General features: G+C 70.0%; 15 protein-coding genes, 1 other RNA gene and 2 pseudogenes. 12 read left to right on the top strand and 6 right to left on the bottom strand.

Features of this window, described 5'->3' with window-relative positions:
• Positions 1 to 4: 4 nt before the first annotated feature.
• The 4 genes from smpB to ACWD4B_RS28520 all read left to right on the top strand — a co-directional run bounded on the left by smpB (position 5) and on the right by ACWD4B_RS28520 (position 3,511).
• Entirely contained in the window at positions 5 to 493 is a 489-nt protein-coding gene (smpB, locus tag ACWD4B_RS28535) for an SsrA-binding protein SmpB (RefSeq protein ID WP_451423449.1), read from the top strand.
• Between the two features lie 259 nt (positions 494 to 752).
• Positions 753 to 1,122: a transfer-messenger RNA gene (ssrA, locus tag ACWD4B_RS28530) on the top strand.
• 119 nt (positions 1,123 to 1,241) lie between these two features.
• Complete coding sequence (locus ACWD4B_RS28525; RefSeq protein ID WP_451423448.1) at positions 1,242 to 2,414, top strand: hypothetical protein; 1,173 nt, start codon at positions 1,242 to 1,244, stop codon at positions 2,412 to 2,414.
• Positions 2,415 to 2,545: 131 nt separating this feature from the next.
• Positions 2,546 to 3,511, top strand: a complete 966-nt coding sequence (locus tag ACWD4B_RS28520) for a LysR family transcriptional regulator (protein WP_451423447.1) — start codon at positions 2,546 to 2,548, stop codon at positions 3,509 to 3,511.
• Positions 3,512 to 3,559: 48 nt separating this feature from the next.
• Here ACWD4B_RS28520 and ACWD4B_RS28515 read toward each other — a convergent pair whose 3' ends face one another.
• Positions 3,560 to 3,991 carry a peptidase inhibitor family I36 protein gene (locus ACWD4B_RS28515; RefSeq protein ID WP_451423446.1) on the bottom strand — a complete coding sequence of 144 codons (432 nt, stop codon included), beginning with the start codon at positions 3,989 to 3,991 and terminating at the stop codon, positions 3,560 to 3,562.
• Between the two features lie 265 nt (positions 3,992 to 4,256).
• Here ACWD4B_RS28515 and ACWD4B_RS28510 point away from each other — a divergent pair, with 265 nt between their 5' ends.
• Complete coding sequence (locus ACWD4B_RS28510) at positions 4,257 to 4,826, top strand: hypothetical protein (protein ID WP_336416570.1); 570 nt, start codon at positions 4,257 to 4,259, stop codon at positions 4,824 to 4,826.
• Between the two features lie 6 nt (positions 4,827 to 4,832).
• Here ACWD4B_RS28510 and ACWD4B_RS28505 read toward each other — a convergent pair whose 3' ends face one another.
• Both ACWD4B_RS28505 and ACWD4B_RS28500 read right to left on the bottom strand, forming a co-directional pair.
• Complete coding sequence (locus ACWD4B_RS28505; protein WP_414168932.1) at positions 4,833 to 5,015, bottom strand: DUF397 domain-containing protein; 183 nt, start codon at positions 5,013 to 5,015, stop codon at positions 4,833 to 4,835.
• Positions 5,012 to 5,833, bottom strand: coding sequence for a helix-turn-helix domain-containing protein (locus tag ACWD4B_RS28500; protein WP_451423445.1), 822 nt, complete (start codon positions 5,831 to 5,833; stop codon positions 5,012 to 5,014). Before ACWD4B_RS28500 ends, ACWD4B_RS28505 begins: the two co-directional genes overlap by 4 nt.
• On the opposite strand from ACWD4B_RS28500, the pseudogene ACWD4B_RS28495 reads away from it, so the two are divergent.
• A pseudogene (locus ACWD4B_RS28495) lies at positions 5,832 to 6,317 on the top strand (ATP-binding protein); the annotation flags it as partial. The gene ACWD4B_RS28500 and the pseudogene ACWD4B_RS28495 overlap by 2 nt on opposite strands.
• A gap of 29 nt (positions 6,318 to 6,346) precedes the next feature.
• On the opposite strand, the gene ACWD4B_RS28490 reads toward ACWD4B_RS28495, so the two are convergent.
• Positions 6,347 to 6,532 (bottom strand): DUF397 domain-containing protein, encoded by a 186-nt coding sequence (locus ACWD4B_RS28490; RefSeq protein ID WP_451423444.1) that lies wholly within the window; start codon positions 6,530 to 6,532, stop codon positions 6,347 to 6,349.
• A gap of 202 nt (positions 6,533 to 6,734) precedes the next feature.
• On the opposite strand from ACWD4B_RS28490, the gene ACWD4B_RS28485 reads away from it, so the two are divergent.
• Positions 6,735 to 6,992, top strand: a complete 258-nt coding sequence (locus ACWD4B_RS28485) for a hypothetical protein (protein ID WP_451423443.1) — start codon at positions 6,735 to 6,737, stop codon at positions 6,990 to 6,992.
• Here ACWD4B_RS28485 and ACWD4B_RS28480 read toward each other — a convergent pair.
• Together ACWD4B_RS28480 and ACWD4B_RS28475 are read right to left on the bottom strand one after the other, a co-directional pair.
• Positions 6,922 to 7,299 carry a hypothetical protein gene (locus ACWD4B_RS28480; RefSeq protein ID WP_451423442.1) on the bottom strand — a complete coding sequence of 126 codons (378 nt, stop codon included), beginning with the start codon at positions 7,297 to 7,299 and terminating at the stop codon, positions 6,922 to 6,924. The genes ACWD4B_RS28485 and ACWD4B_RS28480 overlap by 71 nt on opposite strands.
• 125 nt (positions 7,300 to 7,424) lie before the next feature.
• Entirely contained in the window at positions 7,425 to 8,321 is an 897-nt protein-coding gene (locus ACWD4B_RS28475; protein ID WP_336416575.1) for a helix-turn-helix transcriptional regulator, read from the bottom strand.
• 547 nt (positions 8,322 to 8,868) lie between these two features.
• On the opposite strand from ACWD4B_RS28475, the gene ACWD4B_RS28470 reads away from it, so the two are divergent.
• The 5 genes and pseudogenes from ACWD4B_RS28470 to ACWD4B_RS28450 all read left to right on the top strand — a co-directional run.
• Complete coding sequence (locus tag ACWD4B_RS28470; protein ID WP_451423441.1) at positions 8,869 to 9,459, top strand: CGNR zinc finger domain-containing protein; 591 nt, start codon at positions 8,869 to 8,871, stop codon at positions 9,457 to 9,459.
• Between the two features lie 88 nt (positions 9,460 to 9,547).
• Entirely contained in the window at positions 9,548 to 10,087 is a 540-nt protein-coding gene (locus ACWD4B_RS28465) for a sigma-70 family RNA polymerase sigma factor (RefSeq protein ID WP_451423440.1), read from the top strand.
• A complete protein-coding gene (locus ACWD4B_RS28460) occupies positions 10,084 to 10,842 on the top strand; it encodes a zf-HC2 domain-containing protein (protein WP_451423439.1) in 759 nt (252 codons plus the stop codon). Before ACWD4B_RS28465 ends, ACWD4B_RS28460 begins: the two co-directional genes overlap by 4 nt.
• 98 nt (positions 10,843 to 10,940) lie before the next feature.
• Positions 10,941 to 13,265, top strand: a complete 2,325-nt coding sequence (locus ACWD4B_RS28455; RefSeq protein ID WP_451423438.1) for a HelD family protein — start codon at positions 10,941 to 10,943, stop codon at positions 13,263 to 13,265.
• Between the two features lie 359 nt (positions 13,266 to 13,624).
• Positions 13,625 to 13,959, top strand: a pseudogene (locus ACWD4B_RS28450) (NAD-dependent malic enzyme); the annotation flags it as partial.

Genomic DNA, 13,959 nt, shown 5'->3' with positions numbered 1-13,959 from the left:
CGCTATGGCTAAAGAGACAGGGCGCAAGCTGGTCGCGCAGAACAAGAAGGCGCGGCACGACTACCACCTTCTGACCACCTACGAGTGCGGCCTGGTGCTCACCGGCACCGAGGTCAAGTCGCTGCGCCAGGGCCGCGCGTCCCTGGCCGACGGCTTCGTGCAGATCGACGGCCACGAGGCGTGGCTGCACAACGTCCACATCCCCGAGTACAGCCAGGGGACGTGGACCAATCACAGCGCCCGCCGCAAGCGGAAGCTGCTCATGCACCGCATGGAGATCGACAAGCTCGAGTCCAAGGCGCAGGAGTCGGGGCACACGATCGTGCCGCTGGCCCTGTACTTCAAGGACGGCCGGGCCAAGGTCGAGATCGCCCTGGCGAAGGGCAAGAAGGAGTACGACAAGCGGCAGACGCTCCGCGAGAAGCAGGACCGGCGCGAGTCGGACCGCGCGATCTCGGCGGCACGCAGGCGGCAGCGGTCCCGCGCGGCGTAGCGAAGCGCCCCGTCAGGGGCGCGGGGAACTGCGTGACCAGCCACGATGCGCCCGCAGTCGAAGTTTTCGGGGCCCTCGCCCCGGACCCCAGCGGCAGTGCGTCGGCTGCAGGCCGTCGGTGGCTGGTCGCGCAGTTCCCCGCGCCCCTGACGGGGCGCTTCCCGCTCCGCGGGAATTCGCTGGCACCGCCGGGCCCCGGTCACGTACGATGGGCCTCGCACAGCCGGGGGACCGGCTGAGCAGCTTGAAAACACAACATGGGGATGATCGGTTTCGACAGCGGATGTCGAAGCAGGGGAAGCGAGCCGAGGAAGCGGCAATGATCTCGTAAACCATATGTCGCAACCAATAATCGCCAACACCAAGCGCGATTCCTTCGCCCTCGCTGCCTAAGTAGCGACTTGCGAAGTGTCAGCCCGGGGCTGTTCCCGACCCGGATCCTGGCATCAGCTAGGGAACTAAACCGCTAGGCCCGGTCACGGGGCCGAGCGGGAAACCAAACAGTGACTGAGCCCGTCGGAGACTTGTCCGTGTGATCTCCGGGGCCGAGAAAATCGCAGCGGACTGCGCTCGGAGAAGCCCTGATTCTGCACCGTTGGACGCGGGTTCGATTCCCGCCATCTCCACTCATCCCATGTGGACCAAGGCCTCGTCACCGCACCGGTGACGGGGCCTTCGTCGTGTCCCGGATCCGTGCAACCCGAAGGCCCTCCCGGCCCTCTTAACAGAACGACAAGGGGGTGTCGCCGTGAACCGTATGCGCACGGCAGTGGTCGTCCTGGGTGGTGCGGGAGCGCTGTGGCTGGGCGCCTCCCCCGGGGCCTGGGCCGGGGACGGGACGGGCGGCGTGCACCTGCTGCTCAACGGCGCCTTCGACAACCGCCCCGGCGAACTGATCGACATCGACGTCCAGGGCCTCCGCGCCCACGGCGACGTCACAGTGACCTCACCGGTCTTCCCGCGGCCCGTGCGCCTCGCCCCGTACCGTCACGACGGCGAGCGCGGCCACCACGCGCGGCCCGCCGTCGCGATGACCGTCCGGCCCGGCTCGTACCCGCTGCGCGTGCACGCGGGCGGCAAGGTCGTCGCCGAGGAGAACGTCGAGGTCAAGGCGGCCCAGCGGCCGGTCTTCCAGGTGGCCTCCGAGGGCGAGGTGCTGCGCCCCGGCGAGCGGCAGGGCATCTCGTACGACGACCTCTGGCCCGGCGAGACGGGCGACGTCTTCACCGCCTCCTCGCCCGCCTTCCGGGCGCCGGTCCGGCTCGTCCACGACCCGGAGAGCAGCGACTGGAACAACCCGCGGATGTTCACCGCCCTGGTGACCCTGCCGGCCAAGGTCAAGGACGGCACGTACAAGGTCACGCTGACCGACGCCCGCGGCCGCACCGTCGGAGAGAAGCCCCTGGAGGTACGGGCCGCCCGCCCCGGCGACCGCGACTACGTCGGCCACCCCCGCGGCCCCGCCTTCTTCGCCCCGACCGCCCACCCCGGCGCCGCCCGCACGGGCGGCCACCGGGCGACGGCCGGCGGCACCGTCAACGTGCTGTGGCGCGACGCGTCCCCCGATCCGGGCGAGGAGGACCGCCTGACCGCGACGTCCCCCGCCTTCGAACAGCCGGTCCCGCTGCGCCGCGACGACAGCAAGGCCGGCGACGGCGACGACCCCCGCTACTTCGGCCCGGCCCGCCTGCGGGACGACCTGGCGACCGGCCGCTACCCGGTGACGGTCATAAGCCATCACGGCCGCGTGAAACGGACCGGCCACCTGATCGTCGCGGGGATCGAACGGCGCGCGGAGGAGAGCGGCTTCGACAACACCGCCCTGATCGCCGGGGCAAGTGCAGGAGGACTGGCGGGTGTTGCAGCAGTGGCGGGCGTGGTGCTGGTGAGGCGCCGCCGCCGGACACTGCGCGACGGCTGAGACGGGGCCGGGGCGTACTGGGGCGGGAAGGCGAGAAACCGGATCATGTCTCTACGGTCGCCGCTGCCCGTCCCCGCGGTCCAACACCTGATCAGTGGGCATTCACGCACGGGTGTTGTTAACTGCCCTGCGTGCCCCATGACATCGACATAGAGCCGCGCCTGCTGCGCGCATTCGTCGCCGTGGCCGAGGAGCTGCACTTCACGCGTGCCGCGGCCCGGTTGTACGTGGCCCAGCAGGCGCTCAGCCGGGACGTCCGGCGGGTGGAACGGCTGCTGGGCGCCGAGTTGTTCGTCCGTACCACGCGGAGCGTGACGCTCACGGCGGACGGCGCGCGGCTGCTGCCGTACGCCCGCCGGGTTCTCGCCGCGTACGAGGAGTTGGCGGCGGCCTGCGCGGGGGAGAGCGGCCGGCCCCTGCTCGTCGACACCGGCGGGACGATGACGACCGGGCATCGCGTACTCGCCCGCGCGCGGGAAACCGTGCCGCCGGACGTCGAGTTGGTCACCCGTTTCCACAGCGGGCTGACGGGCGCGGCGCACGAGATCCTGAGTGGTCGGCTCGACGTGTCCTTCGGGTGGGCCGCGGGGTTGTCGGCGGACGTGCGCGCCGGGCTGGAGTCGATGCCGGTGCGGCTGGAGCGGATGGCCGTGCTGCTGCCGGACGATCATCCGCTCGCGGCACGGGAGTCGGTCCCGCTGGCCGCCCTGCGTGGCGAGACGCTGTACGCCGCCGCGGGCAACGAGGCCACCGCCGAGTGGACGCGGCTCGCCGAGCTGCTCTTCGCCGGGCGCGGGATCCGGACGGCCGAGCCCTTCCCCGGGCTGGAGGGGGAGGAGGAATTCGTGCGCGTGGTGCGCAAACGGGGCTGGTCGGTGCTGGCGAGCGAGGAGTTCATCGCGGTGCCGGGGATGGCGCTGAGGCCGCTGGTCGACCCGGTGCCGTTGTCGCCGGTGGCGATGGTGTGGCGGAAGGGGCTGCGGCACGCGGGGCTCGATGCGTTGCGCCGCGCGGCGGCGGAGCTGGCGGGGGAGCGGGGGTGGCTGGCGCCGCCGTCAGCCGATTTCTGGCTGCCGCCGGGTGAAGCGGTGGACTGACGCGTGAGCGCGGCGGTGCCGGGCACCGCCGCGCTCAGCTCCTGCGCCTCAGTGGGACGAGCCCTCGCAGTAGACCGACGAGGCGTTGTTGTCGTCCTGGGACGGGAGGTCCACCCGGTCCCCGGGGTTCATCCGGTGCTCTGTGCCCTTGAAGTCGTTGTCCGTGAACCAGTGGCAGGTGAACTGGGTGTTGTTCGCCCACGACGACATCGTGTTGTCGAAGTTGTAGTCGCCGAGGCGCGGGATCCTGGCGCCCTCTTCCAGGGCGAGACCGCCGCCCTTGAAGTCATGGTCGCCGAACATACAGAGGTGGTGCTGTCCGCCCTGGGGTTCACAGTTGGAACCCTCGAAGTGGTGCACCGTGTGCAGCAGCTGGGCGCGTGGGTGGGCCGGTGCCGTCGCGATTGCCGGGGGAGCGGCGATCACCGTGGCCAGCAGAGCGGTGGCGGTGACGGCGAGGGCGGTCAACCTCAGGCGCATGCATTCTCCTCGGGAGTGACGTGATCGGTGTGACCGTTGTACTGCCGCCGGATCCGACGGCAGCCGAGGACGCCGCCAAACCACCGGTTCGGGTACGAACCGGGTGCAATTCCGGTCGCCACAGGTGTCGTTCGGAGCCACGGCCCACCCGGAGGCCTCATCCGAAAGAGGTGTCGGCTGCACTGACGTTCCGATTCACATCGGGCATACCGCGCCAATACGTTATTGCCGTTTCTGTCGGGTATCCGCATATCGGAGGCTCCCTGTGTCCGCGCCCCGCACCTTCGCCGCTCTCGCCGCAGCGGCCGCCGCCGTTGCCGCTGTCGCTGTGACCGCAGGCACCGGGAAGGCGGCTCCTCCGCCGTCCCTCGCCGCGCACGGCGGCTCGGACTTCGCCCAGCTGTCCTCCGGCATCGACCAGGAGCAGAACGGCAACGTGAAGGCCGTGCAGTTCGAGCACGTGGACGGCATCCACGGCCTCACGGCCGGCAAGGACTCGGTCACCGTGGAGCACGACGGTATGTACATGATCGTCGTCGCCCCTCAGGTCTTCACCGAGGAGGGCGGCGTCCAGCGCGGCAAGGACCCGACGCGGGGTTGCGCGGACACGTGGTTCAACGTCAACGACCAGGACGTACCCAACAGCAGCGTCCGCCTGTGCCAGGCTGCTGCGCACAGCACGCACGTGGTCGTGGCCCAGACCGTCACCCCGCTCAAGGCGGGGGATGTACTTCGGGTCAAGGCCAAGGGGGATGACGTGAAGTTCGATGCGACCCAGCCGAGTGAGGGGCCGCTGATCCCGAGCGTGATCTTGAGCGTGGCTCGGGTGTCCTAGCCGCTGCTAGAGGGAGCGGGTGAATGCCGCCCAGGCGGCGGGGGTGAGGGTGAGGTTCGGACCGTCCGGGACCCTCTTGGAGTCCCGGACGAGGACGGTGGCGGGGGAGGGGGCTACTTCGACGCAGTTGTCGCGCTCTTCGCTGCTGTAGCTCGACTTGAACCATGTGGGAGGCTGGGCGCTGGTCATGTCTCTCCTAGCAGCCGATCCAACAGGGCCTTGGTGTCCTTGGTGTTGAGGGCCTGTGCTCGCAGCATTCCATACTTCTGTGCGAGAGTGCTGACCTCGTCCGGGTCGGCGATGAGACGGCTGCTGCGTTGAGCTCCCGTGTACGCGAGGTGCTGGTGGTCCGGAGTCTCCAGAAGGACGAACGGTCCGCTGAGCCCCGTGTGACTCTCGCAGACGAGCTCCAAGACCTGGACGGATACCCCGGGAAGGTCTGCGCAGGTTCGAATGTGACGCACCTGCTCGCGCATGACGTCCTGACCGCCGATTCGGCTCAACAGCACCGGTTCCCAGACGATGAAGCTCGCCGTCATGGGCTCCTCGCGGTGCAGGAGAAGCTGGCGCTCCATGCGGACTTCTACACGTCGCTCGATCTCGTCCAAGCTGAGGGCAGGGATTGCGGTGCGGAATACTGCGCGAGCGTAGGCTTCGGTCTGGAGCAGCCCAGGGACGACCGCGTTCTCGTACGATGAGTGAGCAATTGCCTCCCGTTCGTACTCCATGAACGCCTGCACCAGCACTGGGAAGTTGTCCTGCACGAGGGCTTTCCGAGCAGCGACCGCGAGAACCCCGCCAGTGTCGAGGATGCGATCCAGCTGCTCGGCCAACTTCGGCATCAGTACTCGTCGGCCTTGTTCGATCGATGCGATCGTCTCTTCGTGTACGCATGCACGCTCTGCGAGCATGCGCTGCGTCAGCTGCGCATTCATACGGACCTGCTTGAGGAGAGCGCCGATGATGTGAGTGGATGAGATCTGCCTGTTGTTCTTCCGGGTCTGCATGCAAGCCAACTCCCCACCCTCAAACGCGCGTCACCGCAATGGAAGCCGTACTCCGGATCCGTACGCTCCCGCGCACTGGCCCACCCTAGTAACCCCCTGCGACCGTTGCCGCATGAACGAGCAACCCGAACTCCCCCTCTTCCGCAAGAGGTTCTATCGCCGCACCATGCGAGCCATCGCGCCCGCACGGGAGTTCGTCAGGGAAACCCTCAAACGATGGGAAATCGAAGGCCGTTCCCGTGACATCACGCTCTGCACCAGCGAGCTCGTCACCAACGCCCTCCGGCACGGAGTCCCGCAGGGGCGCGGATTCCTGCTCCACCTGTGGCTGCTCGAAAGCCACACCCTCCGCATCGAGGTGCACGACAGCGGCGCCGGGTGCCCCCGCATCCTCCCGCCGGAGGCACTGGCCGACGGCGGCCGCGGCCTCCGGATCGTCGACATGCTCGCCGACACGTGGGGCGTCGGCGAGCGCGACCCCGGCAAGGTGGTGTGGTGCGAGTTCGCGGTGGACTATCCGCATAACTCGGCTATGAATTCCGCCCAGGCGCGGGCGGAGCACGAGATGGCGGGGCGATCGGGGGAATTCGAGTCGCGTACCTGGGCGGCCCGGTCGGTGAAAGCCACTTCCACGCAGTCGCGGTTGGTTCCGGAATAGCTGCTCCTCCGCCAGCGTGGACGCGAGTCCTGGTCGCCCATGCGAGCCCCCTCCCGGTCGTCACCCAAGGGTCGGTATTCCCTCCAGGGTGGCAATGAATCGGCGATCAGAGAAGGCCTGCGAGATTCGGTACTTTCCCGCATATATAGCGCCAGCACACTGTTTGTACCAACGGTTCCGGCCTCCGGGCCCATCCCCTAGTCTGGGTCCGAGGGCATGCCCCGTCGCGCCGGAGGAGATGCCATGGCTCCAGCCCGTCCGCCCAGGAGCGCCAAGGCCCTGTTGTGGAGCGTGTACGTCCTGGCCGCGGGCGTCGCAGCTGCGGGGGCGGGGGAGCTCGCGGCTTCCGTCGTCGACGGCAACGTCCTGGTGCACGTGCTGACTTCGGTGCTGGTGATGCTTGCGGCGGGGTGGATCGCACCGCCGCTGATCAGTCGGCTGGCCGGTCTGTTTCCTCCTCGACGCGGCCGCGACGCCGACGGCCTCGGCGCGCCGCGGTGACTCTGCGCGGGGTGCGCGACCACAGGTAGCGCACCCCTGAGACCGTTCCGGCGCCGGCGGTCAGGGCCGCGGCCTCCAGCCAGCCGGAGTGGTGGGACGACAGCCAGACCGAGACCGTCAGCACCGCCGCCACGACGACGGCAATGAAGATCGCTGCACACAGCAAGGTGATGTTGATCAGAAGGATGAGATTGCGTGTCCTGCGCGAGTCGGACACCACGCTGTGCAGAACTTCCCTGACGATGTCCCAGAGAGCCCAAACCCCGGAGTTTCGCTGCGGGTTGGACTCGTCATCATGATCGGCCATGATGCCGCAAGTCGTAGGCGCGTGCCCGGCTGGCTATGCTCTTCACGAATCGCTCCGATATCAACCTGCTTGTGACAGGTCACCCACTTTGTTCGCGGCGGCCGACGGGGGACGGATTGCTTCGGCTACGCCTGTTCGTCCTCTTCGGTTGACGAGGAGGCCATCGACGGCTCGCTCATTCCCTCGATCACGTGGTCCACCAGGCGAGGGAGGTCTTCTCGTGGCGTGAGTCGCTCCAGCTCCCAGAACGTCTCCAGGAACCGGCTGGTCTTGTCGGTGTCGTCGCTGAATGTGGGTTCGTCGAGCGGATTCTCCAGATAGAGGATTTCGTCCATCTCCGCATCGAACTCCAGAAGGACGAAGGAACCGCGCAGGCCGACGTGGGCGCCGATGCTGAACGGGAGGACCTGGATGGAGATACCGGGCCGGGAAGCGAGTTCTTTGAGGTGCTGCAGCTGTGCCCGCATCACCCCGGGGCCGCCGATCCAGCGGCGGATCACCGCTTCGTCGAGGATGTAGAAGAACTCGGGCCGTTCCTCTCGCTCCAGCAGTTCCTGCCGCTGCTGCCTGGCTTCGACAAAGCGGTCGAGCCGTTCCCCGGTGATGTCCGGCGACCAGGTCACGGCCAGCGCTCGCATGTATTCCTCGGTCTGCAGCATGCCCGGAATGAGCAGCGGGTTGAAGGAGCGCACGATGGACGCGGCCATCTCGTATTCGAGAAGGTCCATGGTCGACTTGTCGAACAGCCCGCGGTATTCCCGGTAGGGCATGCGGCGGCTGGCACGCGCCAGTTCCAGAATGTAGTCGATCTTGTCCTGGCCGGACACCCGGTAGGCATCGAGCAGCGCCAGCAGGTCGTTCCGGGACACGCCGACCTGACCGGCTTCGATCCTGATGAGCTTGGAGGGGCTCCAGTCCATGCGTGCAGCCACTTCGAGCTGTGTGAGACCGGCCTTGGTGCGAGCCTTCTTGAGCTCTGCGCGCAGTTGTCGCCGCTGTACCACGGCTCCCGGAGTAGCCACGATCTCTGGTCCTTCCCAGACGGCCAGGTTCTCAACGGTCCCTGACAATCTGCAAGTTAGCAGTCTGGTGGGTGGTCGTCAGCGCCCGTGCCGGTGGCTGGAGGTTCGAATCGCCACCTGGCCAAGGGCGGACCCGCCGACTGCTCGCCAGCGGGCCGGTACCTCTTTAGCGGGGAGAAGACGGTCAATTCCAGGACGCCACGGCCCGACGCTCTCGAACGGAGCAGCGTCCTCCCAGCTCAGCGGCGTGATCGCGGACGGGCCCGAGTGGATCCCAAGATCCGACAATCACCCACCGGTTGCGCAGCAAGCCTCACGCGGGGTATGCAGCGGATCGAGCACCCCAAGTCGCGGCCAGCGCAGGGAAATTGGCCCGAACAGCGGGCGTACCCCTACGCCAACCCCCGCACCGCCCCCTCCGTCAACCGCCCGGCGCCCACCCGGCGTACGGGCGTAGGCGCCTCGAAGGTCTTTCGGGTGCGCGTCCGACCCGGCACCCTGGGGGCGGCGGGGGGAGCCTCTCCCAACAGGAAAAGGTGACACGCGCATGGCGGCGGCGACGGCCTACGAGCTGCGGTTCGACTCCGGGCGGCTCTGCCTCGATCTGGTGGCCACGGTCGACGGGCGGCGCGGCGAGGAGCCGGTGGACCGGCTCGATACTCCCGAACGGCTGAGAGCGTGGCTGCTCGGCGCCGGGATCGTGCCCCCGGGCACCCCGCTCGGCGGCGTGGACGCGGCCTGGCTCGGGCGGTTCCGTGCGGCGCGCGACCTGCTGCACCGCGTGGTGCACGCCGAGGTCGACGGGCGGGCCGCCGACCCCGACCTGGAGCGGGTCAACGCGCTGGCCGCCACCGCGCCGCCCGCCCCGCAGGCCGGCCGGGGCGCCGACGGGCTCCTCGTCCGCAGCCTCGCCGGCGCCCCCGACTGCGGGGCGCTCCTCGGGCAGGTCGCCCGGGACGCCGTGGACCTGCTCACCGACCCCGTCGCCCGCGGCCAGCTGCGCCGCTGCGCGGGGGAGCACTGCTCCCTGGTCTATCTGGACACCTCCCGGGGCCGCCGCCGGCGCTGGTGCTCCAGCGAGGTGTGCGGCAACCGGGAGCGGGTCGCCCGGCACCGGGCCCGTACGGCCGGGAACTGACGGGACTGAACGGATTCGGCCATCTGCCCGTACCCACGGTTGAAAGGAAACTCCGTGGGTGTTCACGCCCTCGACCCGAGGGGAACGCGTGCGCAAGGATGCGGGCGTGGCCGACAGGACGAGCCGTGACGAGGACCTGATGCGGGCTCTCTACGCGGAGCACGCGGGCCCGCTCCTCGCCTTCGTCTCCCGGCTGGTGGCCGGTGACCGCCAGCGCGCGGAGGACGTCGTCCAGGAGACGCTGCTGCGCGCCTGGCGCAATGCCGACCGGCTGCGCGGCTCGCCCTCCTCGGTCCGGCCCTGGCTGGTCACCGTGGCGCGGCGGATCGTCATCGACGGCCACCGCAGCAGGCAGGCACGCCCGCAGGAGGTCGACGCGGGGCCGCTGAACGTCGTCCCGGCGGCCGACGAGATCGACCGGGCGCTGCGTCTGATGACCATCTCCGACGCGCTGGGCGATCTCTCCGAAGCCCACCGGGAGGCCTTGATCGAGACCTATTTCAAGGGAAGAACGGTGAACGAGGCGGCAGAGGCGCTGGGCGTACCGCCGGGGACGGTGAGGTCCCGGGTCTTCTACGCCCTGCGCTCGATGAAGGTCTCGCTCGAGGAACGAGGGGTGACGCCATGACCGGGCCGGCACGGCACACCGATCACACCGACGTCGGCGCCTATGCACTCGGCGTCCTCGACGCGGCCGACGCCGCCCGCTTCGAGGAACACCTCGCCGCGTGCCCCCGGTGCGCCGCCGAGCTCGACGGTCTGATGGGCCTGACCCCGCTCCTCGCCGACTACAAGGAGTCGATGCCCCCGCACGAGGTGCACGAGGAGGCGGTGAGCAGGCCCGCGCCCCGCCCCGAGATGCTCCCCGCGCTGCTGGAGCACATCGCCGTGACCCGCCGCAGACAGCGGGTGCGGCGGGTGTGTCTGGCCGGCGCGGCCTCCGCGATGATCGTCGCCGGGCCGCTGGCGGCCCTGGCCGTCACGGCGGAGGGCGAGCCGGACCGCAGCGGCACGAGCATGGCCCAGCAGATGTACCAGGAGGGCGACAAGTACGGGGCCGTCGACCCCGGCACCGGCGTCGACGCGACCGTCTCGCTCATGGACAAACCCTGGGGCACCCGCGTCGTCCTCAAGCTCGCCAACGTCAAGGGCCCGCTGAGCTGCGATCTCGTCGCCGTCGGCAAGAACGGCCGGACGCAGACGGTCACCACCTGGGCCGTCCCGGCCTCCGGCTACGGGATCGACAAGGGCGGCGACAAGTGGGGCCAGGAGCCCCTCTACACGCACGGCGGCACGGCCTTCAACCGCGAGGAGATCGCGCGCTTCGAGGTCCGTACGCTCGATGGCCAGCATCTGGCCACTGTCAACATGCAGAACGTATGACCCATCGTGGCAAACCCCTCATGTCCTGACAGGTGCGCTCAGTACCCCTGTTCGCGTACGGTTGACGGCTGCCCTACGCACAGCAGAAGGGGGCCTGGGTGGCCGCGCAGAACGCCACGGACGTGCAGGTGGCGACAGGACCGGCGAAGGAGCCGGAAGGGGTCCGCGACCGAGAGATCGGTGCCGAGCAGCACCATCTGGACCGGGTGTACCACCGCCTTGAGGAGAAGATCCGCGAGGCGGAGTTCCTCATGGACGACGCCGCCAAGCGCGGCCAGGTCGGCACGCCGGGAGCGCTCGCCGAGCGGGACGCCCAGGTGTTCCGCGCCGGGGTGCACCTCAACCGGCTGAACAACGAGTTCGAGGACTTCCTCTTCGGCCGCATCGACCTGCTCCTCGGCAAGGACGGCAAGAAGGGCCCCGACGGGGCCTACACCTCCGTCGAGCCCGCCGACGACGCCGTCCGCGGCGACCGGGCCGAGATCGCCGAGACCCTGCACATCGGCCGCATCGGGGTCCTGGACTCCGACTACTCGCCGCTGGTCATCGACTGGCGGGCGCCCGCCGCCGCCCCCTTCTACCGGGCCACGCCGGTGGCGCCCGGCCGGGTCGTGCGCCGCCGCGTCATCCGCTCCAAGGGCCGCCGGGTCCTCGGCGTCGAGGACGACCTGCTGCGCCCCGAGCTGACCAGCACCCTCGACGGCACCGCGCTGCCCGTCGTCGGCGACGGCGCACTGATGGCCGCCCTCGGCCAGGCCCGCAGCCACACCATGCGGGACATCGTCTCCTCCATCCAGGCCGAGCAGGACCTGGTCATCCGCGCCCCCGCCGCCTCGGTCACCGAGGTCGAGGGCGGCCCGGGCACCGGCAAGACCGCCGTCGCCCTGCACCGCGCGGCCTACCTGCTCTACCAGGACCGCCGGCGCTACGCGGGCGGCATCCTCGTCGTCTCCCCGACGCCGCTGCTCGTCGCCTACACCGAGGGCGTCCTGCCGTCGCTCGGCGAGGAGGGCCAGGTCGCCATCCGTGCGGTCGGCTCCCTGGTGGACGGCGCCGAGGCGGACACGTACGACGAGCCGGCCGTCGCCCGCGTCAAGGGCTCGTCGCGCATGCTCAAGGTGCTGCGCAAGGCCGTGCGCGGCGCGCTGGAGACGCCGGACCAGCCCGGCCGGCTGCGCGTCGTCGCCTTCGGCGGCCGCATCGAGCTGGACGCCGACGCGCTCCAGCGCATCCGGCAGACCGCCCTCGGCGGCACCGCGCCCGTCAACCTCCTGCGGCCGCGCGCCCGTCGGCTGATCCTCGACGCCCTGTGGTCGAGGGCCGGCGGCCCCCGCCGCTACACCGACCCCGAACTCGCCGCCGAGGCACGCTCCGCCTTCGACGAGGACATCACCACCGAGGACGACTTCACCGCCTTCCTCGACGCCTGGTGGCCCGAGCTCACCCCGCGCCGCGTGCTGGCCTGCATGGCCGACGAGAAGCGGCTGTCGCGCTGGTCGCGCCGGGTGCTCAACCCGCGCGAAGTCCGGCTCCTGGCCCGCTCGCTGCGCCGCCTGGACGCCGCAGGGAAGGGCCGGCTGTCGGTGCACGACGTGGCGCTGCTGGACGAGCTGGAGGCGCTGCTCGGCGTCCCGGCCCGGCCGAGGCCGGCGCGCGACCTGGACCCGCTGGACCAGCTCACCGGGCTGGAGGAGCTGATGCCGCAGCGCTCGGAGTCGCGCCGCGAGCGGGCCGAGCGGCTGGCCCTGGAGCGCCGGGACTACGCGCACGTCATCGTCGACGAGGCCCAGGACCTGACGCCCATGCAGTGGCGCATGGTCGGCCGCCGCGGCCGTACCGCCACGTGGACGGTCGTCGGCGACCCGGCACAGTCCTCCTGGTCCACCCCGGACGAGGCGGCCGAGGCCCGCGACGAGGCCCTGGGCACCCGCCCGCGCCGCCGCTTCGAGCTGACCGTGAACTACCGCAACCCCGCCGAAATCGCCGAACTCGCCGCAAAGGTCCTGGCGTTGGCGATGCCGGGCATGCAGGCCCCGCGCGCCGTGCGCTCGACGGGCCTGGAGCCCCGGTTCACCGTCGCCGGTCCCGAACTCGGCGCGTCCGTGCGGCGCGAGGCGCTGCACCTGCTGGCCGACGTGGACGGCACGGTCGGCGTGGTCGTCCCGATGGGCCGCCGTGCCGAGGCCCGCGAGTGGGCGGCCGGGCTCGGCGACCGCGTGGTGGTGCTGGGCAGCCTGGAGGCCAAGGGTCTGGAGTACGACGCCACGCTCGTGGTCTCGCCCGCGGAGATCGCGGACGAGTCCCCCGCGGGCCTGCGCGTGCTCTACGTGGCGCTCACCCGTGCCACACAGCGGCTGACGGTGCTCTCCGCCGAGCGCGACGAGCCGGACGCGCACGGGGTGCCGGACCTGCTGAGGGACTGACCGCGGAACCGGCCCGCGGCGCCGAACGGGCGGTGCGGGCCGGCCGCCGGGTCCGGAGGAATTACTTTCGGGAGAGCGTTTGTTAGCCTGGTTACGACACCGGCTCGATCCAAGCCCCCGGGCCCAACCTTCGTCGCTTCGAGCGACCACTTGCCGCGAGGCGAGCATGGCGGGTCGGTGTCACCAGACGTTCCACAGGGCGTCCCTCACAGTCCGAGGGGCGCCCTGACGGTTTTTCGCACAGGCTTTTGCGCCTTCTTGACCGGTTACCGTCTACTGGTCGGTAGGTGCGACGATCGAACGTCGCGCTCCCGCGACGGGGAAAACGTAAAGAACAGGGAAAGCAGAGGAAAGCGGCCATGGCAACGGCGCCTAGCGTCTCGTACTCGATGACCGTCCGTCTGGAGGTCCCCGCGAGCGGGACCGCCGTCAGCCAGCTCACCACGGCCGTGGAGTCCTCGGGCGGTTCGGTGACCGGCCTGGACGTGACCGCCTCCGGCCACGAGAAGCTGCGCATCGACGTCACGATGGCGACGACCTCGACCGAGCACGCGGACGAAATCGTCGAGAAGCTGCGCGGCATCGAGGGCGTGGTGCTGGGCAAGGTTTCGGACCGTACGTTCCTGATGCATCTCGGTGGCAAGATCGAGATGGCGTCGAAGCACCCCATCCGCAACCGTGACGACCTGTCGAT

It is taken from the genome of Streptomyces sp. NPDC002536, from assembly GCF_053594995.1.
This window is presented reverse-complemented; position numbering and strand designations above follow the sequence as displayed.

Excerpts from the sequence above, each read along its gene's own strand:
- smpB (WP_451423449.1), top strand. The coding sequence starts at position 5 with ATGGCTAAAGAGACAGGGCGCAAGCTGGTCGCGCAGAACAAGAAGGCG.
- ACWD4B_RS28515 (WP_451423446.1), bottom strand. The coding sequence starts at position 3,991 with ATGCGCCTGAGGTTGACCGCCCTCGCCGTCACCGCCACCGCTCTGCTG.
- ACWD4B_RS28505 (WP_414168932.1), bottom strand. The coding sequence starts at position 5,015 with ATGACCAGCGCCCAGCCTCCCACATGGTTCAAGTCGAGCTACAGCAGC.
- ACWD4B_RS28500 (WP_451423445.1), bottom strand. The coding sequence starts at position 5,833 with ATGCAGACCCGGAAGAACAACAGGCAGATCTCATCCACTCACATCATC.
- ACWD4B_RS28490 (WP_451423444.1), bottom strand. The coding sequence starts at position 6,532 with ATGGGCGACCAGGACTCGCGTCCACGCTGGCGGAGGAGCAGCTATTCC.
- ACWD4B_RS28485 (WP_451423443.1), top strand. The coding sequence starts at position 6,735 with ATGGCTCCAGCCCGTCCGCCCAGGAGCGCCAAGGCCCTGTTGTGGAGC.
- ACWD4B_RS28480 (WP_451423442.1), bottom strand. The coding sequence starts at position 7,299 with ATGGCCGATCATGATGACGAGTCCAACCCGCAGCGAAACTCCGGGGTT.
- ACWD4B_RS28470 (WP_451423441.1), top strand. The coding sequence starts at position 8,869 with ATGGCGGCGGCGACGGCCTACGAGCTGCGGTTCGACTCCGGGCGGCTC.
- ACWD4B_RS28460 (WP_451423439.1), top strand. The coding sequence starts at position 10,084 with ATGACCGGGCCGGCACGGCACACCGATCACACCGACGTCGGCGCCTAT.